Raw genomic sequence first — 23489 nt, forward strand, 5'->3', positions numbered from 1 at the left:
CATGCCTCCCGTCTTCGCCCACGGCCGCCTCCGCCTCTACCTCCTCAAGCTGCTGGACGAGGCCCCGCGCCACGGCTACGAGGTCATCCGCCTGCTCGAAGAGCGTTTTCAGGGCCTGTACGCACCTTCCGCCGGCACGGTCTACCCCCGCCTCGCCAAGCTGGAGGCCGAGGGCCTGGTCACGCACGCCACCGAGGGCGGCCGCAAGGTCTACTCGATCACCGACGCCGGCCGCGCCGAACTGGCCGACCGGGGCGGCGAGTTGGCGGACCTGGAGATGGAGATCCGCGAGTCCGTCTCCGAGCTGGCCGCCGAGATCCGCGACGACGTACGCAGCGCCGCAGGCGACCTGCGCCGCGAGATGAAGGCCCAGGCGGCGGCCTCGGGCAAGCCCGCCGAGGGGACGCCCCACGACTGGAGCACCGGTGGCCCCTGGGTCGACAACGAGGCCTGGCGCACCGCGAAGGAGGAGATGCGCAAGGCCCGCCAGGAGTGGAAGGAGCAGGCCCGCCGCGCGAAGGACGAGAGCCGCCGCGCCCGTCAGGACGCGCAGGACGCCCGCCGCCAGGCCAAGGAGACCGCCGACCGGGCTCGCGAGCACATGCAGCAGGCGGCCCGCCGGGTGGAGGAACAGGTCCGCGAGCACGTGGCGAAGGGCGACTGGCCCTCTGCCGTACGGGACGGACTGGCCGAGATCGAGAAGGAGTTCAGCCGCGCCTGGGGCAAGGACTTCGGCCGCTTCGGCAAGGGCCACGAGGCCCCGAAGGACGCCCCGGACATCACGGTCGAGCGCGCCGACAAGCCCGCTGCGGGCTCCGTCTGGGAGGACGCCGTACGCGACGACACCCCCACACCCCCGCTCCCCGACTGGGCCCACGAGGACACGAAGCCCGGCTCGGACCCGGCCCGCGAACTGGACCGCCTCCTGGACCGCTTCCGCGACGGCGTCCGCGACGCGTCCCGCGACCACGGCGTGACCCCGTCCCAACTCACGGAGGCCCGCGCCCGCCTGGCCGCGACGGCGGCCCACATCGAGTCCCTGCTGCGGGGCCCGAAGAAGTAACCCGGCCTCCCTCACCCGCCGGGGCGGCATGCACGCCGAAAAGTAGGACACTTTCGCGCTTGAGTGTCCTACTTCTGGCGGCGGGGTCCTGGAACGTGGAACTCCCGTACCCGTACGACTAATTCACCCCTCCGGGTGGCGTCATGAGGCATGCCGTGGACCGGCATTCCGTGGCCCTGACTTAATTTTTCCACGCACATGTGCAAGCGAGAGCGTGGAGGATTCCTTGGCAGCGTGGAGAAGTGCAGCGGTCGGCTTGATGGCGGGATGCGTGTTCGCGGCCACCAGCCTGAACGCGGTCGCCCGCGACGTGACGACGGAGCTCAGCAACGGCACCTTGACTTCATCGGTCCAGAACGGACGTGAGGTCAGCGGCAATTCGTCCCTCTACTACTCCGCCGTGACGTACAAGAAGAAAAAGGGCGGGGCAATCAACGTCATCTTCCTGATGCGGACGGCGAACAACACCAACAGTTCCCCGCCGTACCTGATGAAGAGCGGACAGACCAAGGGACACAGCTTCGGCGGAAAGGCTGTGCCCTCCACCTGCTCGGCCGTCGGCGGCCTGGCGGAGAAGGACCAGGGTCAGTACTGGGCCCCGCCCCTCAACCCCTGCTGACCCATCCCCTCCCGCCACAACCGTCCGGCACCCACCTCACCGGTGCCGGGCGTTTCTCCTTGTTCAGGGAAGATCCCGTGATCGAAGCTTCAGTCAACGCGCTGCCCGGAGTGACAGCCCTCTTCCTCGTCCTGGCGGCACTCCTCGCGCTGCCTGCCGCCCTGTGGGCCCGCGCCCGGGACCGAAGCCCCTACCTGGCCGCAGCGACGGCCGTACTCTTCGCCGGGGCCCTGGCGGTCACCCTCGCTCCGGGGCACAACGCTGCCCCGGCGGAGCGGGTGTGCGCGACCGGCACCTCCCTGCACGGGGCACTGCAAACCGTCCCCGGCCAGCTCAACGCGGTGATCTTCGCGCTGCCGTGTCTCCTTCTCGTCCTCGCCACCCGCCGTCCACTCACCTCGCTCGGCGTGGTCTGCCTGACCGTTCCGGGGGTGGAGCTGGCCCAAGCACTTCTCCCCCTCGGCCGTAGCTGCACCTTCATCGATCTCACGCTCAACTGCCTGGGTGCGGCTGCCGGTTGGTCAGCGGGTGCCCTGCTGCTCGGGCTGCGCGAGCGTGCGGGTGCCTTTCCCCGTTCCGAGGTGGTGCGGGGCACCGCCTTCACCGCGTGCGGCGCGCTGGCCGTCCTGACGCTCTTCCAGACCGCGATCACCCCTGTGGCGGGCCTCTCCGACGGCCAGGACCTGACAGCCTCCCAACTGCGCTGGGCCCGGGCGACCTCGACCGCCCTCTTCGGGCCCGGCACCCGGATCAACAGGATCCAGCAGACGCCACAACTCGGCGACCAGCCGCTGCGCATCGCCGTCTACACCGACAAGGGCCGCACCGAGCTGGACTGGGACCACCAACGGATCTTTTCGGCGGAGTCGTACGACCACCAGGGCACCCGGGGGCACTGGGACGACCGCCGCATCCGGGCACGCGCGGAGGAGTTCGCCGCCCGCTGGTTCCCCGGGCAGACGCGTGCGCTCCGTCCCCGTGTCGAACGCCTCGGCCCGGTCGGCGGCCCGACGCTCGTCACCTACCGGCGCTACCGCCACGGCGTCCTGATGCCCATGCGCCTGGACTTCACCCTCACCGGCGGCGGCGACCTCATGGCACTCACCACCCGCTTCGCCCCCGACCCCGTCCTCCCGGCCCCGCGTCTCAGCCGCACCGAGGCGGAGCGTCGGGCGGCGCGGGCCAGCGGCAGTACGGTGATCGGCTCCGGCTTCCTCCTGGCCGAGCAGGTGCACGAGCAGTGGCGCCCCCTGTGGCTGGTGAACGTCGGCACCCGTGGCAAGGCGGAACGCGCCGTACGGATCGACGCGGTGACAGGCGCCCTCACCACCCCGGACCCGCCACGCGACTACTGAAGCCGATGAGCCACAGGTGCCCATGCTGAACGGCCGAGATTTCCCACTCCGGCGACAGGCCCATCACCCGTTGGCCCCAACCCCTCGGGCCTGGTCCGTGTCGGCCGCATACCTTCGGAGGAGACTCACGGAAGGCGGCTTGTCCATGAGGTTCCCTGCCCAACTCCTCGAAGGAGCACAAAGCCGTGCGGGCACGATGCTGGAACTCCACCACCGTGCGGTGGACGCACTGTGAACAGGACCGTTGGAACTACCCTCCGCTCGTCACGTGGTGACCCCGATGAGCGAACACCTCAACGTCATCGCCACTCGCATCTTCGAAGCAGGGGAAGAGCGCGAAATCGTGGTGACCTTCGGTGCGCCCTTGCCCGTCGGTGAGGACGAATGGGTGTGCACCTACCGCATTTCGGGACTGACACGCCCGGACGGGCAGCCGCTCAGCAGCAGCTCGGAAGGAGGGGAGTCGCACGGCCACGACGGGGTGCAGGCGATTCGTGGAGCCCTGACCATGGCCAACGCCACGCTGGTGAACGCCCGGACCAAGTGGGGCGTACCCCTCACCTTCCTGGGCCAGCAAGACCTCATGCTGGAGTGACGACCGGGGCGGGGAAAATCCGGGTTGTACCCCCGAAGCATGCCGCCCCCGCTTTCGGCAACAACCGCGCCACACACACCACTTGACCTCGATCGCGGTCGAGATTGGAGAGTCGCGCCATGACTGCCACCGCCCCCGACCTCCGGCCGATCGCCCCCCCGACCCTGCCCGCCCCGACGCGGGCCTCGTCCTGGCCTCGCTGCGACACACCGAGGGGCCCGAACACCAGCGACGCGTCATGTCCGGCGTCATGGAAGCCTGGGAGAAAGCTCCGCTGCCGGCCGCCTACCTGGCCCGCCACTGCCTGGCAGGTTCCGACGGCCGTACGATCCTCAACTTCGCCCAGTGGACAACCTCCGAAGCACACCGGATCTTCGCCGCCGACCCACGCAACCAGCAGACTCTGGGCGATGCCGTCCAGGCCCTGTACTCGGCCGACCCACCGGGCCGTTACGCACCCCACCGCCGGACCGGCCGGAGCAGCGGGGCCGCCCACTTCTTCGTCGCCGAGACCGGACGACGGCTCCTCGCGCTTGCCGGGTACGAGGACCAACCCGCCGGTGCCGCCCTCCACTTCCGCCCGTTCCGCGGCCTGGTGCGACCGGAGCGCTAGGCTCCGCACCCTGCTGCGGGGACCGCAGGCCCGTCTAGGCCAGAACCTGACCTAGACGGTCTCTACTGTGGTCCCCACGCATCAGTGGAGCGATGAAGGAGCAACCGTGCTGCGAGGACTCACCACCGTCAGGTTCCACGCCACCGACTTGGCCGCCGCGAAGCGCTGGTACATCGAACTGCTGGGCGTGGAACCGTACTTCGAGCGGCCGGGGTACGCGGAATTCCGCTTCGGCGACCACCAGCACGAACTGGGCCTGCTGGACAGCGCGTACGCGGGTCAGCTGGGCGGCACCGAGGACCGGGAGGCCACCGGTCCGACCGGTGCGGTCGTCTACTGGCACGTGGACGACGTGCCCGCGACCCTCGCCCGACTGGGCTCCATGGGCGCGAAGGAGCACGAGGCGCCACGGGACTTCGGCGGGGGCTTCGTCGGCGCGTCGGTCCTCGACCCGTTCGGGAACGTCCTCGGAGTCATGTACAACCCGCATTACCTGGCCATGCTTGCCACCTCGTAGTCACGCCGCCGGAGAAGCCTCCCCTCGGACCCTTGCCCCGTACCGGCGACATTTCGAGTACGGGGCAAGGGTTGGATCGCGTTTTCGCACGGGCTGACGGGTGGCGTCCGCCTTCACTGCGGCGAGGAACTCACCCCAGGCGGCGGGGCAGTGAAATGGGGTGCCCCGTTCGCGGTCCGGGCCACCCCGACACACTCGACGGCCGAGCCGCCCCCTGGACCAGGAGGCTGCCCTGAACCGGTCACGATGCACCGGTCTGCCGCCCGAGGGCCCCTTCCTTGAGGGCGGCAACGAACGTGTTCCACCCGGCGGGACCGTAGAACTGGGTCGCCGGGCCACGGTCCTTGGTATCGCGCACAGCACGACCGCCATCGACGGTGTGGGCAACCTCAACGCAGTCCTGAGAACCCCCCTGTGACGCGCTGGGCTTCTTGAACTCGGTTGTGACGCGCCGGTCAATCATCGGAACGCCCCTTCCTTGAGAGCAGAAACGAAAACGTTCCACTGAGCGAGTCCATAGAACTGGGTCGCCCGGCCGCGGTCCTTGGTGTCCCGTACGGCACGGCCACCGTCGGCGGTCTGCGCGACCTCGACGCACTCCTGGGAACCCCCCTGCGATGCGCTGGACTTCTTGAACCCGGTCACGGTGCGTCGGTTCATCGCCGAAGGCTCCCCTCCTTGAGGCCTGCTACGAAGTCGTTCCACCCAGCGGCCCCGTAGAACTGAGTCGCCCGGTCACGGCCCTTGGTGTCCCGTACCGCGCACCCGCCTTCCGCCAGCCGCGCGACTTCCACGCACTCCGTACCCTCACCTCCGCCGGAGTACGACGACTTGCGGAAGGGGCTGACGATGGACTTGTCGCTCACGAATCCTCGTTCTCTGCGCTGATGCTGCTCATGGTGTTGCCGATGAAGGCCGCGCTCTGGCTCGGCGTGAGGGCGGCCGACCTGAGCGTGTCGAAGGCGTGGACGTATCCAGCCATCAGGTCGTGCTGTTCGAGGATCACGCTGTTCGACAGCGTGTCCAGGACGATCGCCTCCGGCGACGCCTCCTGCGCGTAGGCGAGCGCCACGAAGGCCGGTGCCACCCGGGCTGCGGCCCACTCGCTGACCGGCAGGACCTGGATGGTCATGTTCGGCTGACGCGCCATTTTCCGGAGGTGCGCGAGCTGTTCCAGATGCACTGAGGACGACGGCATCGGGCTCGTCAGGGCGGGCTCCCAGATCACCGCCGCGAAGCGAGCACCCGAGTCCTCGAACACCCTCCGCCGTTCCTGGCGCACCTTGACGATCGCGTCAACGGCCTCGTCGGTGATCACTTCCGGATTGGCCTCGGCCAACGACCGCGTGTAGTCCGGCGTCTGCAGGAGACCCGGGATGAACACGGGCTGCCACGTCCGGATGTACGTCGCGTCGGCCTCCAGCGTGAGGAAGTCACCGAGCAGATCGACCACTCGGGACTTCGCACCGAAGTCCATCCACCAGCCCCGCTTGTTGCTGTCCCGCGCCAGCTTCTCCAGCCGGCGCCGCTCCTCCGCGTCCTCCACCCCGTACAGGTCGAGCAGCACCCGCACGTCACCCACCCGCGCGCTGACCGAACCGGACTCGATCCGACTGATTTTGGCTGTCGAACAGTCAACCGCTTCCGCCGCATGTTCCTGGTCGAGACGGGCGTTCAGCCGCAGCCTCTTGAGTGACGCGCCCAGCCGCCTACTGCGCACAGTGGGCTTCCCACCTGCGGGCATGCCGTCCCCTCTCTCCTCGGCATCAGTCTGCACGCCAACGGCGCACGCACGCCGGCCACTTCAGGGTGAAGCGATCCTGCAAGCTTGCATCACTGAACCGCTTGCCGTCAGTCGGCTTGCAGGTCTAGCGCGATTACCGTCACGCACGGTGCTACAAAGGGGACGGTGGGTGATCAACTCCGGCCTGCCCAACCCCACTTGGCCCCACTTGGAGACGCCATGTCCGGACGCACCAGCAGCACCACCTTCCGCTCCCGGAAACCCTCCGTCGCCGCCGCCCGCCAGCACGTCAAAGCAACCCTCATCGACTGGAAGCTCGGCCTCCTCCTCGACGACGCCACCCTCATCACCAGCGAGCTGGCCACCAACGCCCTCGCCCACGCGACCGGCATCGGCGACCACTTCACCCTCACCCTCCGTCGCCGCCCCGGCATCCTCGCCATCGAAGTGGCCGACTCCTACCAGTGGGCCATGCCCGAACTGCGCAAGCCCGACGGCCCGTTGGACCCGAGCGGCCGGGGCCTGATCCTCGTGGACGCCCTCAGCGCCAACTGGGGCGTACGCCCGCGCGACCCCGGCAAGACCGTCTGGGCCCACCTGCCGGTCACGGCCACCGCACCCCGGTGAACCCGGAGCCCGCCTGGCGGTGCGAGTTCACCGCCGCCGGGACCAGCGGCGCCACCGTCCGCCAGGCCGTGAACGTCACCACACCCACCCGCGCCATGATCTGGATGCGCACCTCCCTCCGCACCCTCGTCTCCGGCCTCTCCCCCACCGAACGCCAAGCCGCCTACACCTGGCTCGACTTCGGCCAGTGGGAGGCCATGGCCACCCTGCACGCAGGCGACCCGTACACCTTCCGCACCACCCTCCACGGCATGGAACTGGCCTGGACCGCCCGCCGCGTCCTCCTGCTCCCCCTCGTCCCACACATCCCACAGAACGAAAACGCCCCGACAGGCCGGTCCTAAGCGGCCTGACGGGGCTCATCGCCCGACTCAAACACAGTGAGTGAACGACGTATGCGCGACCTTATCGCCCACGCCCTGCACTTCGTCCTACGAATCCTGCTTCCCGCACAGGGCCGGCACCGGAGCCCCGCCGCCGTCCAGGCACCCGAGCCTCTCCGCCCCGTACCGCCTGTGCGCCGCCCCACCCCCGCCCACGAGGACCTGCACCTCTTCGTCGAGCAGCAGATCCAGCGGGCCATCGAGCACCGCCGCCTCCAGCACGAGCGCCGCTTCGCCCTCAGCGAGGCCCTCGCCGGACGCGACCACCCGTACAGCTACCCGGGGGCACCCTTCTAGCCCCTCAGCGGAAGTCCGCCGCGTGGTCCGCCGCCCACTCCCGGAAGGACCGCGCCGGAGTGCCCGTGATGCGCTCGACCTCGTCGTTGACCGGCTCCGGGTCGGCGAGCATCTGGGCCTGGGCCGGCACGATGGCCTCCACCAGCTCCGCCGGGTAGCCCGCGGCCTTCATCTCCTCGGCGGCCTCGTCCAGCGTGATCTCCTCGAACCGCAGCGGCCGACCGATCGCCTCACCTATCAGCGCCACCTGCCTTTCCTGGGTGACCAGTTCGGGGCCGGTGATGAGGGGGCGGGCGCCGAGCAGGGCGTCGGTCGTCAGCGCCTGGACGGCGACCGCCGCCATGTCCGCCTCGTGGATCAGCGGGCGGGCCAGTCGCGCCAACGGCGCCCGTACCGCGCCCGTGGTGCGGACCTCCTCCGCCCAGCCCAGCGTGTTGCCCGCGAACCCGGTGGGCCGCAGCGCCGTCCATTCCAGGCCCGACGCCTCGACCAGCCGCTCCAGCTCCGTGTGGAACAGGGTGATCGCCTCGCCCGGTTCCTCCGCCTGGTCCGCGACCCCGGCGGACGACAGGTACACCACCCGGCGGGCGTGCTTCCCGATCGCGTCGATCACGTCCGACGCACCCTCGGCGCTCAGGAACGGCCACACCAGGAAGACCGCGTCGACCCCCTCCAGTGCTGTGCCGAGCGACGCGGGGTCGGCGAGATCGCCGCGCACCGCCTGCACGCCGTCCGGGAAGTCCGGCGCCTTCCCCCGCACCAGCGCCCGTACGGGCACGCCCGCCGCGTGCAGTTGGGCCACCACCGCGCCGCCGACCTTCCCCGTCGCACCGGTCACCAGGATCGTGGGCTGAGTGGGCTGAGTCATCGGGGGTCTCCTCGGTTCGCGTACGTACGCATGTATGTACGTCGTCGGCTTCGATGACCCGACTCTCGTACGTCAACCAAGGTTCAGGTCAAGCACCCTAGGTGCACTGCCACAGGAAGCGGCCCTCACCCCCGTCCGGGGCCAGGAACGCGTAACCGATCCCCGCGTCACCGAAGTTGACGTACACCGGCATCGCCGTCGCGTCGAGCTGGACCAGCAGGTCCCACGGCTTGCCCTCCTCCTCGCCCGGCGTCTCCTCGCCCTGGAGCCACAGGGGTTCCACGCCCGGGCCGCCCAGGAACTGCCAGCTCTCGCCGTCCTCGTCCAGCTTTCCCGGTACGGCCAGGTGGTCGTCCCCGAGGGAGGGGCCGGAGGTCAGGTCACGTACACCGGCGACGAAGGCCGGCACGCGACCGCCCGGCTGCACGATCACCGCGTTCTCGCCGCCGTCGGGGACGAAGGTGCCCGGCGCGTTCTCCGTCATGAAGACGTACGCCAGGCGGTCGCCCGGCAGCTCGAACTGGCCGATGAACTCCATCGGTTCGCCCGAGTCCTTGGACAGCGGCCACTGCGCGGACTCCAGCCAGACCGGCTGCCCGCCCACCTTCGTGACCGGCTCCCCCACCACCCGCCCCGCAGGCACGAACTCCACCGGAACCGGACCGGACTCCACCACCATCGCGAACCTCCCGCAAACAGACGAAACGAGCGTTGTCAGACTCCACCGACCATAGCGGCCGGGTCTGACAACGCCCGTTCCGAGCAAGAGGGGTGGGGCTACTTCCCGTCCCCGAACATCACCCGCTCGACCTCCCCGTACCCCGCCCCGAAGTCCGTCAGGACCTCCGAGACGACGCCCGGCCGCACCGCCAGCGCCAGCAGCAGGTGTTCCTCGCCGATGTACTTGTCGCCCCGGCCCAGTGCCACCTTCAGCGACTGCTCCAGCGTCTTCTTCGCGCCCGCCGTGAACGGCCGGTGGTCCAGCAGCGCCCGCCTGCGCCGCCCCCGGGCGCGACCGGCGGGCTCCGGCTCCGCGGCCCCCGCCCCCAGCGCACCCGGCCCGTGCGCCTCCTCGACCCTGCGGACGATGGCGTCGACGTCGATCCCGAGGTCGGCGAGGGCGTCGGTCTCGGACTTAGAGAGGCCGCCCCGGCGGCGGGCGTCCGCCAGCGCGGACTCGACCTCCGCGCGCCGGTCGCGCACACCGAGCGCTGTGAAGGCGAAGTAGGCGCGGCCCTCCGCCTGGTCGAGGAGGGCGAGGAGCAGATGCTCCTCGGTGATCTCGGGGTGGTCGAGCCGCTCGGCCTGGGCGACCGCGCCGGTCACCGTCCGGCGGGCGCTCTCCGTGAACCGTTCGAACATCATCGACCCCCATGCTTCTTGTGCACGGCCTGCTTGCTGACGCCCAGTTCGGCGGCGATCTCCTGCCACGACCAGCCCTGGTTGCGAGCACCCCGTACTTGTACGGCCTCCAACTGCTCCAGCAGTCGCCGGAGGGCGACCACGGCGTGCAGTCCGACCCTCGGGTCCTGGTCTCCCGCCCTGGCGGCGAGATCGGTTGCTTCGCTCATGCTTGTCAATTTACGTTGACGAGTGGCGACCGTCAACCCCGGTTGACGGGTGGGTCGGTCGCCAGGCGGGCGTGCCGCTCCACGTCGTGGCGGACGTCGCCGTAGCGGAGCTTGCCGCGCTCCAGCCCCTCCACTGCAAAGCCGGCCCGCAGGGCCACGGCGCACGATGCGGGGTTGTTGGCGCGGTGCGGGGCCGCCTCCCCCTACCTACCCCTCTTCCCCCAGCCCCCTTGGGCGGCGGGGGCCGCCCGCCCCCCTTCCACCTCCCCCGCCCCCTTGGGCGGCGGGGGCCGCCCCCCCGGGGGCGGGACGGGCGGGCAAGGGGGCGGCCCGCCCGATCCGGGCCCACCCCGGTACCGGCCCCTGCCCGCACCTGGCACACCGGATGCGCGCAGCCCCAGGGCCCCACGGGGCGCCTCCCGGTACCGGGCACGTGAAGCCCCGGCCCGCTGGGCCAAGGAGGCCCCAGCCCCGCCCCTTCACCTAAAGCGCTCAGCCGCGCGGCTGGGTGGGTGGCTGGTCGCGCAGTTCCCCGCGCCCCTGGAAGGGGCGCGGCAATAGCGCGCCCGCGCGGCGGCAGTCGCACATCGGCACAGTCCCGCGCCCCTGAAGGGGCGCGGTGGAGGGGCGGGCCCGTACAGAAAGGGTGCTCCCGCACGGCGCGGCGCAGCCCCCGCCCCCGACAGGGCTACCGCCCCTGCCGCACGGTCACCGTGACCCTCTCCCCCGGCACCCCGTACACCCGCACCCTCTCCCCGCGCCCCGCCGGAACCTCCCGCGTCCCCGTCCAGCCCCGGCCGCTCACCCGCACCCGCCAGCCCTCCGCGTGCGGCGGCACCGAGATCACCGTCTCCCCGCCGGCCCGCCAACTCCCCTCGTATGCAAGGGAGTACGTACCGTCCTCGTACGACGACGTCCACGCCCGCCCCGCCACACTGACCGCATACGGCGCCGCAGTCCGCTGCTTGTGGCCGCGCAGCTTGCCCGCCGCGTCCACCGCGCAGTAGCCGCCCCCGTAGCACCAGACGTAGCCCGCCCAGCCGGAGCTGTAGCGGTCGAAGGAGGCGAGGGCGTCGCGGTAGAAGGTGCCCATGTTGGGGCCGTCGTTGTTCAGGGGGCCCCACTCGCCGACGACGACCGGGACGCCGTACTGCTTCGGATACTGGGTGACGGCCGCCTCGTAGCGCTCGATCCACTGCTCCTTCGGGTCGTAGTCCGCGCCCGCCTCCATCGCGGTGTTGTAGAAGTGCGGGGCGTACACGACCTTGCGCTTGGGGTCCTTGATGGCGCCGAGGCCCGTCGGGACGCCCTCGCCGACGATCGGGGTCGGTTCGACGAACAGCCATTTGCTCCGGTCGACCGAACGGACTGCCGCAGCAAGGCGGTTGTGCATCGGGGTGATCTGGTCGCGTTCGATGCGGCGGGCCGCCGTCGGGAGGTCCTCGCCCTCCTTCAGTTCACCCATCGGCTCGTTGAGGAAGTCGTAGCCGAAGACGGCGGGGTGGTCCCCGAAGCGGTCGGCGAGCAGGCGCCAGACCTTGGCCTGGGCCTGCTGGAGGTCCTTGTCCTCGTAGAGGTGGGTGAAGGCGCGCTGCACGGCGGGCTGGAAGTACTCGGAGAACCAGTCGTCGGGGTTGGGGGTGAAGGGGAGGCCGTCGGTGCGGGTCGCCCACTCCGGGATGCCCCGGTGGCCGAAGGCAGGGCCGAAGACGTCCTGGTGGCCGTCGAGGAGGACCTTGATGTTGTATTTGTGGGCCCAGGCAAGAATGCGGTCGATCTTGCGGAGGTAGGACTCGCTGTAGCGGCCGCGCACCGCCTCGATGTCGTCCCAATAGACCAGCAGACGGGCGAAGTTGAAGCCCTGCGCGCTCATGTCGCGGAAGTGCTTCTCGGTGATGAGGGTGAGGGCCTTCTCGCCCCGGTTGGTCTTGTCCTCGACGTTCCAGCCGCGCAGGGTGAGGGTGCGGCCCTGATCGTCGGTGAGCTTGGGAATCGCGGGCGAGGGCTTCGGCTCCGCCGCGTGGGCGGCGGTGGGGCCGGCCAGCAGGGCCGCGCAGCTCACTCCGACAAGCGCGAATCTTCCGTACGTACTGCTGCTGCTGCTGCGCATGGGGGCACTCCTCGGCCGTCCGGCATCGCAAGTCAGATGACGCAGATGATGCCGGTGATCCAAACAGTGCCCCCCGCGTCTCTCAAGACCCGGTGAGCACAATCTTCCCGAAGAGCTCGCCGCCGGCCATCCGCTCGAAGCCCTCGCGGGCCCGGTCGAGGGGGAGGACCTGGTCGATCACGGGGCGTACGCCCGTCGCCGCGCAGAAGTTGAGGAGGTCTTCGAGTTCGTCCTTCGAGCCCATCGTCGAGCCGACCACCTTCAGCTCCAGGAAGAAGATGCGGTTCAGCTCGGCGTTGGAGGGGGCCTGGCCGCTGGTCGCGCCGGAGATGACCAGGGTGCCGCCCGGGCGGAGGGACTTGACGGAGTGCGACCAGGTGGCGGCGCCGACCGTCTCGATCACGGCGTCGACGCGCTGGGGCAGCCGCGCGCCCGGCTCGAAGGCGTCCACCGCGCCCAGTTCGACGGCCCGCTTCCGCTTGGCCTCGTCGCGGCTGGTGGCGTACATCCGCAGGCCGGCCGCCTTTCCGAGGACGATCGCGGCGGTCGCGACGCCGCCGCCCGCGCCCTGTACGAGGACCGCGTCGCCGGGGCGGACACCCGCGTTGGTGAAGAGCATGCGGTACGCGGTCAGCCACGCGGTGGGGAGGCAGGCGGCCTCCTCGAAGCTGATGCCCGGCGGCTTCGGCAGGACGTTCCAGATGGGTACGGTGACGCGTTCGGCGAAGGTGCCCTGGTACTTCTCGGTGAGGATCGAGCGCTTCTCGTACGGTCCGACGCCGTGGCCGCTCTCGCCGATGACGGAGTGCAGGACGACCTCGTTGCCGTCCGCGTCGATTCCGGCGGCGTCGCAGCCGAGGATCATCGGGAAGGCGTCCTCGGTGATGCCGACCCCGCGCAGGGACCACAGGTCGTGGTGGTTGAGGCTCGCGGCCTTCACCGTCACGGTGGTCCACCCGGGGCGGACTTCGGGCTCCGGGCGCTCCCCCAGTTCAAGGCCGTTGAGGGGCTGGTCGCGGTCGATGCGGGCTGCGTATGCGGCGAACATGCGCCGACGATAGGCCGTGCGGGGCGTGGGGCGGAACAGCTCCCGGGTGTGACCCGCACCGCGTCGCCGCCCGGGCGGGCGTCCGGGGTGGGCTTCCCGGGCGGGTCTCCGCAGCCCCCGGGGTCAGACCGCCAGGGTCTGCCAGCCCCGGGTGATCTCGGCGCGGATGTCCGCAGGGCCCCGGTCCGCCGTGAGGAGCGTGACCAGGGCCGTCCCGTCCGCCGGGCGGGCGGCGGGGTCCGGGGCGAGGGCCCGGGTGACGGCCTCCGCCAGGGCCGGGTCCAGGGCACGTACGGCGGCGAGCGCGTCCGGTGCCGGGCCCGTGTCCACGATGCGGCGGATCACCGCGCCGGTGCTGGTGGCCTGGAAGGGGCTCGCGCCGTGCGCGGCGCAGACCACGCAGCAGGCCCAGGCCCAGATGTCGGCCGCCGTGCCGACCGGTTCGTCGCTGAATTGTTCCGGGGCCATGTAGGTCAGGGTTCCCGGGCCTCCGCCCGTGCGGGTCAGGCGGGTGCCGTCGACGAGGGCTGCGATGCCGAAGTCGAGGAGGCGGGGGCCTGCGGTGGTCAGCATGATGTTGGCGGGTTTCAGGTCGCGGTGGACCAGGCCGAGCTTGTGCACGCCCGAGAGGGCCGCCGCCAGGGCGAGGGCCAGTGCGCGCAGGGCTTCGGGGGTGCGGATCGGGCCCTGGTCGCGGAGGTGGGTGTCGAGGGGGCGGCCGTCGAGCAACTCCATGGCCAGGTACGGGCGTCCGGAATCCACTCCCGCGTCCAGGACGCGAGCCGTGTACGCACCCGGCACCATCGCCAGCACCTCCGACTCCCGCTCGAACCGCTTCAACAGCTCGGGGTGGTCCAGGAGTTCGGGGTGGATCGTCTTGAGCGCGACCTGCGTCGCGGAGCCCTCGCGCCGGGCGAGGTAGACCGTACCCATGCCGCCGGAACCGATCCGGCCCAGCAGGTGGTAACCGGCGATCGTGCGGGGTTCGTTGGGGTGGAGTTCCTGGTACGAGACGGACGACTGCACCGGCGCCGCGTACGGGGAGGCCTGCGCCGGTACGGGCGCGGACGGAGCCTGCGCCGGTACGGGCGCGGGCGGGGTCTGTGCCGGTACGGGCGCGGGCGGGGTCTGTGCCGGTACGGGCGCGGGCGGGGTCTGTGCCGGTACGGGCGCGGGCGGGGTCTGTGCCGGTACGTGGCCGGGCACGGGCGGCGTCGGACCGTACGCGGCAGCGGTCGGCGCGTACGCAGAAGCGGTCGGCGCGTACGGGGAAGGCGCTCCCGGCCCTCCCAGCCCTCCGGGCGCTCCCTGCCCTCCCGGCGCACCGGGGCCCACGGGGCTCACACCAGCGGCCGGCGCCCTCAGCGCCCGCCTGCTGACCAGCGCCGCCACGATCTGGCACACCAGCGCCGCCACCACCAACCCGAACGGCGCGAACAGCCCGATCAGCAGGCGCAGCAGCAGGGACAGCGCCAAGCGCGGACCGACCGCGCGCAAGCCCCGCACCTGCCCGTCCGGGGCCGGTACCCCGACCATCCGCAGGTTGCGCTGGGTCAGGAACCACAGCAGCAGCCAGAGCAGCAGCACCGGTCCGGCGACGCTGAAGAACGCGATGCGCGCGGGTACGACCGCCAGGCGGTAAGCCCTCTGGAGTTCGTCGACGTCCGGCATCTCGATCGCGCTCACCAGCACCTCGAAGCCCGGCACGCTCCGCGTGCCCAGCCACACCGTCAGGGCGACCGCGCAGAGGAGGCCCAGCAGCAGGTCCGCTCCCACGTACACCGGCGGCGCCCAGAGCTTCGCCCGGCCCGCCCGGATCTCCGGCTCCTGCGCCCGCACCTCGCGCTGGAGCCGGATCAGCAGCTTCAGGGAGGCCAGCCGTACCGCCAGTGCGGGTATCGCCACCCCGGCGAGCCCCCAGGCCAGCGACACTCCGGCCGCGTCGAACGACTCCGCCATGCTTCCCCCGTGTCTCGTGCGAGCGCCCGTCGGCCGGGCAGACACGGAGTATAGGTGCGGCCCCACCTCGCCCGGGGGACCCAAGTCCCTTGCCCCGCAAGCGAATACGGGCCGCGCCCGTGCCCCCCGCACTGGGGACACGGGCGCGGCCCGTACACGTACAGCAGACGAGGCGAGCGGCTAGCGGCGTGCCACGCCCTCCGCGCGGGCGGCGGCGGCGACGGCGGCCGTGACCGCCGGGGCGACGCGCTCGTCGAACGGGGAGGGGATGACGTAGTCGGCGGCGAGCTTGTCGCCCACGACGTCGGCCAGCGCGTTCGCGGCGGCGATCTTCATGCCCTCGGTGATGGTCGTCGCGCGCACCTGGAGGGCGCCCGCGAAGATGCCCGGGAAGGCGAGGACGTTGTTGATCTGGTTCGGGTAGTCCGAGCGGCCCGTGGCCACGACCGCCGCGTACTTGTGCGCGATGTCGGGGTGGACCTCGGGGTTCGGGTTGGCCATGGCGAACACGCACGCGCCGGGCGCCATGGAGGCGACCGCGGGCTCCGGGACCGTACCGCCGGAGACGCCGATGAAGACGTCCGCGCCCGCGAGGGCGGACTCCAGGGAGCCGGAGAGGTTCGCCTTGTTGGTGAGCTCGGCCAGCTCGCGCTTGACCGGGGTGAGGTCGTCCCGGTCGCGGCTCACGATGCCCTTGCGGTCGGCGACCGCGACGTCGCCGAGGCCCGCTTCGAGGAGGAACTTCGCGATGGCCACACCGGCCGCGCCCGCGCCGGAGATGACCGCGCGCAGGTCGCCCAGCGAGCGGCCCGTGAGGCGGGCGGCGTTGCGCAGGGCGGCCAGCGTCACGATGGCCGTGCCGTGCTGGTCGTCGTGGAAGACCGGGATGTCGAGGGCTTCCTTGAGCCGGGCCTCGATCTCGAAGCAGCGCGGGGCTGAGATGTCTTCGAGGTTGACGCCGCCGAAGGACGGCGCGAGGCGGATGACGGTGTCCACGATCTCGTCGACGCTCTTGGTCGCGAGCGCGATCGGGACGGCGTCGACGCCGCCGAACTGCTTGAAGAGGATGGCCTTCCCCTCCATGACCGGGAGGGAGGCCTCCGGGCCGATGTCGCCGAGTCCGAGGACCGCCGTGCCGTCGGTGACGACGGCGACGACGTTCGACTTCCAGGTGTAGTCGTTGACCAGGTCCGGCTGCTCGGCGATGGCGGTGCACACCTTGGCGACACCGGGCGTGTAAGCGAGGGACAGGTCGTCCTTGTCGCGCACGGGGACGGTGGCCTGCACGGCCATCTTTCCGCCCCGGTGGAGCGCGAAGGCCGGGTCGAAGGGCTCATCCAGCCCTGCGCCCGTGCCGGTCTCGGGATTGACGATCTCCGCTGCCATTGTCTTTTGACCCCTTAAGTCTTCATCAGTTGAGGGTGGCCACTCCTGGTTGAGGAGGGGTGGGCGGGTCCGCGTTCGCGCCCTGTCAAGGGGGGTCGGTCCGCTCCGTCGAGAGCGGTCGGCCCCGCCCCGGCCAGGGGGAGGTGCGAACGCGCGGGCGCGCCGCACACGCGCCCTGGGCCCCGGATGAGGGGTGTAAACGTCCTTCTTACCGGACCGAACGCATCCGCGACGAGTCCGATTCCGGGTCGGAGGTCCCGCTGTGGCGGATTGCGAGCGGGACGCGAGGAGATCTGGGAGGACTCGTACGGCCATGTCGGACAAGTTCCGAGGAAGTCCAGGACATGTCGTGTTCTGTCGCGGTCTCGCGTCTTCTTTTGTGTCCGCATCGCGAGACTTGCCGCAGTTTCTCCGGCCGTGCGACCGATGCTCCGCAGAAGGTCCGGCCTTGAGGTACCGGCCTGTTGGGGTTCGGGGATCACCCGTTATCTGATTTTGACATGACCGGCCCCCTTCATGACGGGGTCCGAATGGCAAGATGCCGACATCACACCTGGTCGCGTCCGGTCGTGCCACTCAGAGCCGCGTGCTCGACCGCCGCCGCCTGCCCGAATCGTCCGGGCACCAGGCGCCCGAGAAAGATCCGGGCGCCCGCACGCTGACCCTCATCTGCCGGAGGACCCTCATGACCGCTCGCACCCCCCGCCGCTCGGCCGCCCGATCCCGCATAGCCGCGGTCGGCGCCCTGGCGGTCGCCGGAGCCCTGGTTCTGACCGGCTGCGGCGACCAGACCAAGGCCAAGGACCCGGCCCCGGCCGGCAGCGACGGCAAGAGCGCCGCCGGGGCGCCGCTGGCGAACCTGGTGCCCAAGGAGATCGCCGCCAAGGGCGTCATCAAGGTCGGTTCCGACATTTCGTACGCGCCCGTGGAGTTCAAGGACAAGGACGGCAAGGTCGTCGGCATCGACCCCGACATCGCCGCCGCCCTGGGCAAGCAGCTCGGCGTGAAGTTCGAGTTCGAGAACGGTGACTTCGACGCCCTGGTGACGGGTCTGCGCGCCAAGCGCTACGACCTGCTGATGTCGGCGATGACCGACACCAAGGACCGCCAGGAGGGCACGGAGGACGGCAAGAAGGTCGGCGAGGGCGTCGACTTCGTGGACTACTACACGGCCGGTGTCTCCCTGTACACGCCCAAGGGCAAGACCCAGAACATCAAGTCCTGGGACGACCTGTGCGGCAAGAAGATCGTCGTGCAGCGCGGCACCGTCTCGGCCGACCTGGCCAAGGCCCAGTCCGAGAAGTGCGAAAAGGCGGGCAAGGGCAAGATCACGGTCGAGGCCTTCACCACCGACCAGCAGGCCCAGACCCGCCTGCGCTCGGGCGGCGCGGACGCCGGTTCCTCGGACTCCCCGGTCACGGCGTACGCGGTGAAGACCTCGGGCGGCGGCAACGACTTCGAGAAGGTCGGCGAGGACGTCGACGCGGCTCCGTACGGCATCGCGATCTCCAAGCAGAACAAGGACCTCACGAAGGCCATCGAGGCGGCCCTGAAGGCGATCATCGCCAACGGCGACTACAAGAAGGCGCTCGCGAACTGGGGCGGCGAGGCCGGCGCGGTCACCGACGTCAAGATCAACGGCGGCTCCTGATCGTTCACGTTCGGCGGGCGGTCCGTTCCCTGGTTCCGGGGTCCGCGGCCCCGGTCCCGGCACCCCGGACCCCGCTCCCCGGGCCGCCCGCCCCCGCACCACCCGTTGAACGTCCCGTTCGGCGCTGAGAGGCACAACCTGTGACAGCTGACATGAACAAGAAGGGCCCCGAGGACTCCATACCGTCCTCCCCCGGCCCGGCCACCGCCCCCGTGCCGCTGAAGGCGATCCCGGTCCGGCACTACGGGCGGTACGTCTCCGCGGTCGTCGCGCTCGGCCTGCTGGCGGCGATCATCTCCGCCTTCGCCGGCGGAAAGATCAACTGGGGTGCGATCCCGGACTACTTCTTCGACGACCGGATCCTCAGCGGCATGGGCCAGACCCTGCTGCTGACCTTCCTGTCGATGGCGATCGGCATCGTCGGCGGCATCCTGCTCGCCGTGATGCGCCTGTCGAAGAACCCGGTGACCTCCTCCATCGCGTGGTTCTACATCTGGTTCTTCCGCGGCACGCCCGTCCTCGTACAGCTGATGGTCTGGTTCAACCTGGGCCTGGTCTTCGAGTACATCAACCTGGGTCCGATCTACAAGGACTACTGGTCGGTCTTCATGACCCCGCTGCTCACCGCGCTCCTGGGCCTCGGCCTGAACGAGGCGGCGTACATGGCGGAGATCTGCCGGGCCGGTCTCCTCGCGGTCGACGAGGGCCAGACGGAGGCGTCGCACGCGCTGGGCATGACCCACGCGAAGACGCTGCGCCGGGTGGTCATCCCGCAGGCGATGCGGGTGATCGTGCCGCCGACCGGCAACGAGGTCATCAACATGCTGAAGACGACCTCGCTCGTCTCGGCGGTCCAGTTCGCCGAACTGCTGCGCCAGGCGCAGGACATCGGGCAGACCTCGGGCGCGGCGGTGGAGATGCTCTTCCTCGCGGCGACCTGGTACCTGATCCTGACCACGCTGTTCTCGATCGGCCAGTTCTACCTGGAGCGGTACTACGGGCGCGGTTCCAGCCGTGCGCTGCCGCTCACCCCGTTCCAGAAGGTCAAGGCGAACCTGGCCTCGCTGGGCAACCGCACGGGAGCGACGCGATGACGACCACCACTTCCGGCACCCCGATGGTCAAGGCCGAGGGCGTCCACAAGTCCTTCGGCGCCGCGCACATCCTCAAGGGCATCGACCTGGAGGTGGCCCCGCGCGAGGTGTTCTGCCTGATCGGCCCCTCCGGCTCCGGCAAGTCGACCTTCCTGCGCTGCATCAACCACCTGGAGAAGGTCAACGCGGGCCGTCTGTCGGTCGACGGCGAGCTGGTCGGCTACCGCCAGAAGGGCGACAAGCTGTACGAGCTGAAGGACAGCGAGGTCGCCCTCAAGCGGCGCGACATCGGCATGGTCTTCCAGCGCTTCAACCTGTTCCCGCACATGACGGCGATCGAGAACGTCATGGAGGCGCCGATCCAGGTCAAGGGCGAGAGCAAGGCCGTCGCCCGGGCCCGCGCGGAACGCCTCCTGGACCGCGTCGGCCTCTCCGACAAGGCGAAGAACTACCCCTCGCAGCTCTCCGGCGGCCAGCAGCAGCGTGTGGCGATCGCCCGCGCCCTCGCCATGGAGCCGAAGCTGATGCTCTTCGACGAGCCGACCTCCGCGCTCGACCCGGAGCTGGTGGGCGACGTCCTGGACGTCATGCGGGGCCTCGCCGAGGACGGCATGACGATGATCGTCGTCACCCACGAGATGGGCTTCGCCCGGGAGGTCGGCGACTCGCTGGTCTTCATGGACGAGGGCGTGGTCGTCGAGTCCGGCCACCCGCGCGACGTCCTGACGAACCCGCAGCACGACCGGACGAAGTCGTTCCTGTCGAAGGTGCTGTAACCGGTTGTACGAGCAGGGGCGGTACGGGACTGATCCCGTACCGCCCCTCCCGTCTTCCCGCCTGCTTGACCGCCTACTTGACCGGCTACTTGACCGCCAGCACCAGCGCGTCCGACGGCGACGCCCACACCGCACGCGCCTCGCCGAAGCCGGCCGCCCGCAGGGTCGAGGCGTGCCACTCCACCGAGGGGGTCTCCCCGTCCGCGTGCTCCCCGAAGATCGCGAACCGATCGGCGGTCGGCGCCGCCAACTGCGGGTCGGCGGCGGCCAGTTGCCACCATCCCGCCCAGTCGGTCACGCCCGCCTCCCCCTTCGTGCGCTCCATGAGCGCGTGCCGCTGCGCCCGCTCGGCGGCGTTGATGCGCGGGGTGGTGAGGTCCTTCATCCGGTCGGCGTTCATGAACACCCCGCCCTCGCGCACGAGTTCGGCGACCTGCCCGTACAAGGTGCCGAGCGGCCCGAGCCGCAGCCAGTGCAGGGCGGTCGCCGTCAGCACCGCGTCATAGGCCGCGTACGGCAGCTTGTCCCGCCACGCGGGGTCCGCGAGGTCCGCGCTCACGAACTCGACCCGCCCGTCCCCCTCGAAGGTGCCCCGCGCGATGGCGAGCAGCGCCGGGTCGAGGTCGACCCCCGTACTCGTCGCGTCCGGGAACCGCCGCAGCAGCCTGCCCGTGATACTTCCCGTACCGCACGCGAGGTCGAGCACCCGGGCCTCGCGCCCGACGAAGGCCTCCACCATGTCGAGCATGACGGCGAAGCGCGCCTCGCGGTCCGGCATGTACCACTCCTGCTGCCGGTCCCAGCTCTCCTGCCACTCGCCCCAGCCCTGCGGGATGTGCCCCGACTCCGACCCGTCCACCGACACCACGAAAACCACCCACTCCGTAATACCCTAGTCAGACGATCGCCCATTACTTCGAGCACTCGCACCGAGACTAAACCGCCCCGGTAAGGACTACAAGTGGAACTGGCCTATTACGCGGACTACGCCGTGCGCCTGGTGAACACGGAGGAACCCGCCCGCAACAAGGACACGCTCACCTCCGTCGAGGCGGTCCGCGAGCTCTTCGGCCCCAGCCAACAGGCCGCCCGCCGGGCCACCGACGCCGACGTCACCCGCTTCCGCTCCGTACGCACCCGCCTGCGCGCGATCTTCGAGGCGGCCGACGAGGGCGACGAGACCCTGGCCGTCGACCTCCTCAACTCCCTCCTCCTGGAATTCCCGGTGAGCCCGCAGATCTCCGGCCACGAGACCCGCACGTCCGACGGCCGCCCCGACTGGCACATGCACCTCGCCGACCACCCCTCGAACGCGACCGCGGGCTTCGCCGCCACCGCCTCGATGGGCCTGGCCTTCCACGTCACGGAGTACGGCCCGGGCCGCCTCGGCCTGTGCCAGGCAGCCCCCTGCCGCAACGCCTACCTGGACACCTCCACCAACCGCTCCCGCCGCTACTGCTCCGACCGCTGCGCGACCCGGGCGAACGTGGCCGCCTACCGCGCCCGCAAACGCCTGGAGAGCGACCGGTCCGCCCACACCGGCCTGACCGCCGACACCAGCCACGAAGCGAGCACCCCGACCGACCGCTGACGCCCGGCCCGCACGGGCCGGTACCGCGCCCGCACCCGCCCGAGCACGAGGGCGGGCGGCACGACCCCGAAGGCCCTGCTGTCCGAGACCTCCTCGTCCTGGTTGTCCCCCAGCACCCACCACCCCCCCTCGCGCCTCTCCACAACCCTCTTCACCACCAGCAGGTCCTGCCGCAACGGATGCCTCAGCACCACCACGTCACCCACCCGCACCACAGCACCCCAATGCACCAGCACCTGGTCCCTGTGCCGCAACGTGGGCACCATCGACAGCCCGGTGACCTCCGCGATCCCGAACGGCAACAAGCCCACCGGCAGCCCCTGCTCCCGCGGCTGCCCCTGCCCGTACTCCGCCATCTGCGGCACCTCCTCGTCCCGATCCTTCACCGCCCCCGGTCCCATACTCACCCCGGACTTTTGACGTAAGCCCATGGGGGCACTCGCGAAAACCCTCCTTGCACGGAGTAATCTCCACCCTTGAGAAGACGATCACGAGGAAGGATGCGATTTACATGCTCTCCCGCCTGTTCGCCCCCAAGGTCAAGGTCAGCGCCCACTGCGACCTCCCCTGCGGCGTGTACGACCCCGCCCAGGCCCGTATCGAGGCCGAGTCGGTCAAGGCCGTCCAGGAGAAGATGGCCGCCAACGACGACGCGCACTTCCAGGCGCGTGCCGTCGTCATCAAGGAGCAGCGCGCGGAGCTCGCCAAGCACCACGTCTCGGTGCTGTGGAGCGACTACTTCAAGCCCCCGCACTTCGAGAAGTACCCGCAGCTGCACCAGCTGGTCAACGACACCCTGAAGGCCCTCTCGGCGGCCAAGGCCTCCACGGACCCGAAGACCGGCGAGAAGGCCCTCGAGCTGATCGCCGAGATCGACCGCATCTTCTGGGAGACCAAGAAGGCCTGACGCCTTCCCCGTCCCCCTCTGACCGCACCCGGTCCGCAGTCCGCCCTTCGGGGCGTTCATGGCGGACCGGGTGCGGTCTTTTCGGTGGGGTGGACCTGCGGGGACCGTCATGGGTGAATCGGCCTCTTGGCCTTCACGCCACCGGCTTCGCGGCCGCAGCCCTGATCAACATCCTCGCCGTGCGGGTCGCCCGTCGCGGCGAAGTCTGCAACCGGTCGGTCGGATACGAGGTGCCCGCCAGAGTGGCCGCGGATCCGGAACTCGGCCGGAAGGCCAACCGACTCGTGTCACCCGGTTCTTCGCCGCCCTGCTCGGAGGGCAGCTCCTGCGCCCGGAGCAGCAGCGCGAGTTGCTCGCCGCGGTCCCGACGGAGAACTGGCTGCCCGCTTCCGCGTACGGTCTCGGAATCTCCCGCCTGACCCTGCCCTCCGGGGTGCAGGTCTGGGGCATGGACGGCGCGATCTTCGGTTCCTGGTCGTACGTCTACGGCACGCCCGACGGCGCACACCTGCTGGCGGCGAACATCAACTCCGACTGGGTGGAGGGGTGTTGGGAGGACCCCACCGGTCTCTTCACCGACCTCCTGGAGGCCGAGTTCGGCCGCCCAGCCGACCCCGGCAGCGCATGAGGCTACGAGGGCGAAGAAGGCCTGCCCCTCCGGCACGGACTGGTCCGGCACCTCGGTCTGTCCCACGTCACCGCCGGGCAGGAGCCC

29 protein-coding genes and 1 pseudogene are annotated in these 23489 nt (G+C 70.5%); 15 read left to right on the plus strand and 15 right to left on the minus strand.

The window, feature by feature from the left end; all coding sequences use genetic code 11:
- The first annotated feature begins 1 nt into the window (after window position 1).
- The 6 genes from IE269_RS00175 (at window position 2) to IE269_RS00200 (ending at window position 4762) form a co-directional block, all read left to right on the plus strand.
- Complete coding sequence (locus IE269_RS00175; protein ID WP_189820600.1) at window positions 2–1063, plus strand: PadR family transcriptional regulator; 1062 nt, start codon at window positions 2–4, stop codon at window positions 1061–1063.
- A 271-nt stretch (window positions 1064–1334) separates the two neighbouring features.
- Complete coding sequence (locus tag IE269_RS00180; RefSeq protein WP_189820601.1) at window positions 1335–1682, plus strand: hypothetical protein; 348 nt, start codon at window positions 1335–1337, stop codon at window positions 1680–1682.
- A 77-nt stretch (window positions 1683–1759) separates the two neighbouring features.
- Entirely contained in the window at window positions 1760–3037 is a 1278-nt protein-coding gene (locus IE269_RS00185; protein WP_189820602.1) for a hypothetical protein, read from the plus strand.
- 280 nt (window positions 3038–3317) lie between these two features.
- On the plus strand, window positions 3318–3632 hold the full coding sequence (locus tag IE269_RS00190) for a DUF6968 family protein (protein ID WP_189820603.1): 315 nt from the start codon (window positions 3318–3320) through the stop codon (window positions 3630–3632).
- Between the two features lie 238 nt (window positions 3633–3870).
- Complete coding sequence (locus tag IE269_RS00195; protein WP_189820604.1) at window positions 3871–4245, plus strand: hypothetical protein; 375 nt, start codon at window positions 3871–3873, stop codon at window positions 4243–4245.
- Between the two features lie 106 nt (window positions 4246–4351).
- Complete coding sequence (locus IE269_RS00200; protein WP_189820605.1) at window positions 4352–4762, plus strand: VOC family protein; 411 nt, start codon at window positions 4352–4354, stop codon at window positions 4760–4762.
- Window positions 4763–5003: 241 nt separating this feature from the next.
- Here IE269_RS00200 and IE269_RS00205 read toward each other — a convergent pair whose 3' ends face one another.
- From IE269_RS00205 to IE269_RS00220, 4 genes are read right to left on the minus strand one after another with little or no spacing between them, the layout of a single operon-like run.
- A complete protein-coding gene (locus tag IE269_RS00205) occupies window positions 5004–5225 on the minus strand; it encodes a DUF397 domain-containing protein (protein ID WP_189820606.1) in 222 nt (73 codons plus the stop codon).
- On the minus strand, window positions 5222–5422 hold the full coding sequence (locus tag IE269_RS00210) for a DUF397 domain-containing protein (protein WP_189820607.1): 201 nt from the start codon (window positions 5420–5422) through the stop codon (window positions 5222–5224). Before IE269_RS00210 ends, IE269_RS00205 begins: the two co-directional genes overlap by 4 nt.
- Window positions 5419–5628 carry a DUF397 domain-containing protein gene (locus IE269_RS00215; RefSeq protein WP_189820608.1) on the minus strand — a complete coding sequence of 70 codons (210 nt, stop codon included), beginning with the start codon at window positions 5626–5628 and terminating at the stop codon, window positions 5419–5421. The genes IE269_RS00210 and IE269_RS00215 overlap by 4 nt, the downstream gene beginning before the upstream one ends.
- Complete coding sequence (locus tag IE269_RS00220) at window positions 5625–6506, minus strand: helix-turn-helix domain-containing protein (protein WP_189820609.1); 882 nt, start codon at window positions 6504–6506, stop codon at window positions 5625–5627. Before IE269_RS00220 ends, IE269_RS00215 begins: the two co-directional genes overlap by 4 nt.
- A 219-nt stretch (window positions 6507–6725) precedes the next feature.
- On the opposite strand from IE269_RS00220, the gene IE269_RS00225 reads away from it, so the two are divergent.
- From IE269_RS00225 to IE269_RS00235, 3 genes are read left to right on the plus strand one after another with little or no spacing between them, the layout of a single operon-like run.
- Window positions 6726–7133: an ATP-binding protein gene (locus IE269_RS00225; protein ID WP_189820610.1), complete on the plus strand. Its 408-nt coding sequence runs from the start codon at window positions 6726–6728 to the stop codon at window positions 7131–7133.
- Entirely contained in the window at window positions 7130–7477 is a 348-nt protein-coding gene (locus IE269_RS00230; RefSeq protein WP_189820611.1) for a hypothetical protein, read from the plus strand. Before IE269_RS00225 ends, IE269_RS00230 begins: the two co-directional genes overlap by 4 nt.
- Before the next feature lie 51 nt (window positions 7478–7528).
- Complete coding sequence (locus IE269_RS00235; RefSeq protein ID WP_189820612.1) at window positions 7529–7813, plus strand: hypothetical protein; 285 nt, start codon at window positions 7529–7531, stop codon at window positions 7811–7813.
- A gap of 4 nt (window positions 7814–7817) precedes the next feature.
- Here IE269_RS00235 and IE269_RS00240 read toward each other — a convergent pair whose 3' ends face one another.
- From IE269_RS00240 to IE269_RS00280, 9 genes and pseudogenes are all read right to left on the minus strand, one after another.
- Window positions 7818–8681, minus strand: coding sequence for an NAD(P)H-binding protein (locus tag IE269_RS00240; protein WP_189820613.1), 864 nt, complete (start codon window positions 8679–8681; stop codon window positions 7818–7820).
- Window positions 8682–8778: 97 nt separating this feature from the next.
- On the minus strand, window positions 8779–9360 hold the full coding sequence (locus tag IE269_RS00245; protein WP_189820614.1) for a YwqG family protein: 582 nt from the start codon (window positions 9358–9360) through the stop codon (window positions 8779–8781).
- 98 nt (window positions 9361–9458) lie between these two features.
- On the minus strand, window positions 9459–10043 hold the full coding sequence (locus IE269_RS00250) for a Clp protease N-terminal domain-containing protein (RefSeq protein WP_189821304.1): 585 nt from the start codon (window positions 10041–10043) through the stop codon (window positions 9459–9461).
- A complete protein-coding gene (locus tag IE269_RS00255) occupies window positions 10043–10252 on the minus strand; it encodes an RNA polymerase sigma factor sigma-70 region 4 domain-containing protein (RefSeq protein WP_189820615.1) in 210 nt (69 codons plus the stop codon). The genes IE269_RS00250 and IE269_RS00255 overlap by 1 nt, the downstream gene beginning before the upstream one ends.
- 32 nt (window positions 10253–10284) lie before the next feature.
- Window positions 10285–10440, minus strand: a pseudogene (locus IE269_RS00260) (GNAT family N-acetyltransferase); the annotation flags it as partial.
- A 500-nt stretch (window positions 10441–10940) separates the two neighbouring features.
- Complete coding sequence (locus IE269_RS00265) at window positions 10941–12362, minus strand: glycoside hydrolase family 5 protein (protein ID WP_189820616.1); 1422 nt, start codon at window positions 12360–12362, stop codon at window positions 10941–10943.
- Window positions 12363–12444: 82 nt separating this feature from the next.
- Window positions 12445–13410, minus strand: a complete 966-nt coding sequence (locus tag IE269_RS00270) for a zinc-binding dehydrogenase (protein WP_189820617.1) — start codon at window positions 13408–13410, stop codon at window positions 12445–12447.
- A 123-nt stretch (window positions 13411–13533) separates the two neighbouring features.
- Window positions 13534–15369, minus strand: a complete 1836-nt coding sequence (locus IE269_RS00275; RefSeq protein ID WP_189820618.1) for a serine/threonine-protein kinase — start codon at window positions 15367–15369, stop codon at window positions 13534–13536.
- A 180-nt stretch (window positions 15370–15549) separates the two neighbouring features.
- Window positions 15550–16755, minus strand: coding sequence for an NAD(P)-dependent malic enzyme (locus tag IE269_RS00280; protein WP_189820619.1), 1206 nt, complete (start codon window positions 16753–16755; stop codon window positions 15550–15552).
- A 685-nt stretch (window positions 16756–17440) separates the two neighbouring features.
- On the opposite strand from IE269_RS00280, the gene IE269_RS00285 reads away from it, so the two are divergent.
- The 3 genes from IE269_RS00285 (at window position 17441) to IE269_RS00295 (ending at window position 20276) form a co-directional block, all read left to right on the plus strand.
- Window positions 17441–18406 carry an ABC transporter substrate-binding protein gene (locus IE269_RS00285; RefSeq protein WP_189820620.1) on the plus strand — a complete coding sequence of 322 codons (966 nt, stop codon included), beginning with the start codon at window positions 17441–17443 and terminating at the stop codon, window positions 18404–18406.
- Window positions 18407–18558: 152 nt separating this feature from the next.
- Window positions 18559–19500 (plus strand): amino acid ABC transporter permease, encoded by a 942-nt coding sequence (locus IE269_RS00290; RefSeq protein WP_189821305.1) that lies wholly within the window; start codon window positions 18559–18561, stop codon window positions 19498–19500.
- Window positions 19497–20276: an amino acid ABC transporter ATP-binding protein gene (locus IE269_RS00295; RefSeq protein WP_308436925.1), complete on the plus strand. Its 780-nt coding sequence runs from the start codon at window positions 19497–19499 to the stop codon at window positions 20274–20276. The genes IE269_RS00290 and IE269_RS00295 overlap by 4 nt, the downstream gene beginning before the upstream one ends.
- 85 nt (window positions 20277–20361) lie before the next feature.
- On the opposite strand, the gene IE269_RS00300 is transcribed toward IE269_RS00295, so the two are convergent.
- Window positions 20362–21153 (minus strand): class I SAM-dependent methyltransferase, encoded by a 792-nt coding sequence (locus IE269_RS00300; protein WP_438817511.1) that lies wholly within the window; start codon window positions 21151–21153, stop codon window positions 20362–20364.
- Between the two features lie 84 nt (window positions 21154–21237).
- On the opposite strand from IE269_RS00300, the gene IE269_RS00305 reads away from it, so the two are divergent.
- Entirely contained in the window at window positions 21238–21867 is a 630-nt protein-coding gene (locus IE269_RS00305; protein WP_189820621.1) for a CGNR zinc finger domain-containing protein, read from the plus strand.
- Here the strand turns inward: IE269_RS00305 and sodX are convergent.
- Window positions 21771–22223 (minus strand): nickel-type superoxide dismutase maturation protease, encoded by a 453-nt coding sequence (gene sodX / locus IE269_RS00310; RefSeq protein ID WP_189821308.1) that lies wholly within the window; start codon window positions 22221–22223, stop codon window positions 21771–21773. The two genes, IE269_RS00305 and sodX, sit on opposite strands and share 97 nt — an antisense overlap.
- Window positions 22224–22378: 155 nt before the next feature.
- Here sodX and sodN point away from each other — a divergent pair, with 155 nt between their 5' ends.
- Entirely contained in the window at window positions 22379–22774 is a 396-nt protein-coding gene (gene sodN, locus IE269_RS00315; RefSeq protein ID WP_189820622.1) for a superoxide dismutase, Ni, read from the plus strand.
- Between the two features lie 349 nt (window positions 22775–23123).
- The gene (locus tag IE269_RS00320; protein WP_189820623.1) at window positions 23124–23402 is read left to right on the plus strand and encodes a hypothetical protein; all 279 of its coding nucleotides are present in this window, start codon (window positions 23124–23126) and stop codon (window positions 23400–23402) included.
- The last annotated feature ends 87 nt before the right edge of the window (window positions 23403–23489 follow it).

The organism is Streptomyces spiroverticillatus (genome assembly GCA_014650415.1).
In the GTDB taxonomy this organism is placed as follows: domain Bacteria; phylum Actinomycetota; class Actinomycetes; order Streptomycetales; family Streptomycetaceae; genus Streptomyces; species Streptomyces spiroverticillatus.

Coding starts and splice junctions, on each gene's coding strand:
- IE269_RS00175 (WP_189820600.1), top strand. CDS start 2: ATGCCTCCCGTCTTCGCCCACGGCCGCCTCCGCCTCTACCTCCTCAAG.
- IE269_RS00190 (WP_189820603.1), top strand. CDS start 3,318: ATGAGCGAACACCTCAACGTCATCGCCACTCGCATCTTCGAAGCAGGG.
- IE269_RS00195 (WP_189820604.1), top strand. CDS start 3,871: ATGTCCGGCGTCATGGAAGCCTGGGAGAAAGCTCCGCTGCCGGCCGCC.
- IE269_RS00205 (WP_189820606.1), bottom strand. CDS start 5,225: ATGATTGACCGGCGCGTCACAACCGAGTTCAAGAAGCCCAGCGCGTCA.
- IE269_RS00210 (WP_189820607.1), bottom strand. CDS start 5,422: ATGAACCGACGCACCGTGACCGGGTTCAAGAAGTCCAGCGCATCGCAG.
- IE269_RS00220 (WP_189820609.1), bottom strand. CDS start 6,506: ATGCCCGCAGGTGGGAAGCCCACTGTGCGCAGTAGGCGGCTGGGCGCG.
- IE269_RS00225 (WP_189820610.1), top strand. CDS start 6,726: ATGTCCGGACGCACCAGCAGCACCACCTTCCGCTCCCGGAAACCCTCC.
- IE269_RS00235 (WP_189820612.1), top strand. CDS start 7,529: ATGCGCGACCTTATCGCCCACGCCCTGCACTTCGTCCTACGAATCCTG.
- IE269_RS00240 (WP_189820613.1), bottom strand. CDS start 8,681: ATGACTCAGCCCACTCAGCCCACGATCCTGGTGACCGGTGCGACGGGG.
- IE269_RS00245 (WP_189820614.1), bottom strand. CDS start 9,360: ATGGTGGTGGAGTCCGGTCCGGTTCCGGTGGAGTTCGTGCCTGCGGGG.
- IE269_RS00250 (WP_189821304.1), bottom strand. CDS start 10,043: ATGTTCGAACGGTTCACGGAGAGCGCCCGCCGGACGGTGACCGGCGCG.
- IE269_RS00255 (WP_189820615.1), bottom strand. CDS start 10,252: ATGAGCGAAGCAACCGATCTCGCCGCCAGGGCGGGAGACCAGGACCCG.
- IE269_RS00265 (WP_189820616.1), bottom strand. CDS start 12,362: ATGCGCAGCAGCAGCAGCAGTACGTACGGAAGATTCGCGCTTGTCGGA.
- IE269_RS00270 (WP_189820617.1), bottom strand. CDS start 13,410: ATGTTCGCCGCATACGCAGCCCGCATCGACCGCGACCAGCCCCTCAAC.
- IE269_RS00275 (WP_189820618.1), bottom strand. CDS start 15,369: ATGGCGGAGTCGTTCGACGCGGCCGGAGTGTCGCTGGCCTGGGGGCTC.
- IE269_RS00280 (WP_189820619.1), bottom strand. CDS start 16,755: ATGGCAGCGGAGATCGTCAATCCCGAGACCGGCACGGGCGCAGGGCTG.
- IE269_RS00285 (WP_189820620.1), top strand. CDS start 17,441: ATGACCGCTCGCACCCCCCGCCGCTCGGCCGCCCGATCCCGCATAGCC.
- IE269_RS00290 (WP_189821305.1), top strand. CDS start 18,559: ATGAACAAGAAGGGCCCCGAGGACTCCATACCGTCCTCCCCCGGCCCG.
- IE269_RS00295 (WP_308436925.1), top strand. CDS start 19,497: ATGACGACCACCACTTCCGGCACCCCGATGGTCAAGGCCGAGGGCGTC.
- sodX (WP_189821308.1), bottom strand. CDS start 22,223: ATGGCGGAGTACGGGCAGGGGCAGCCGCGGGAGCAGGGGCTGCCGGTG.
- sodN (WP_189820622.1), top strand. CDS start 22,379: ATGCTCTCCCGCCTGTTCGCCCCCAAGGTCAAGGTCAGCGCCCACTGC.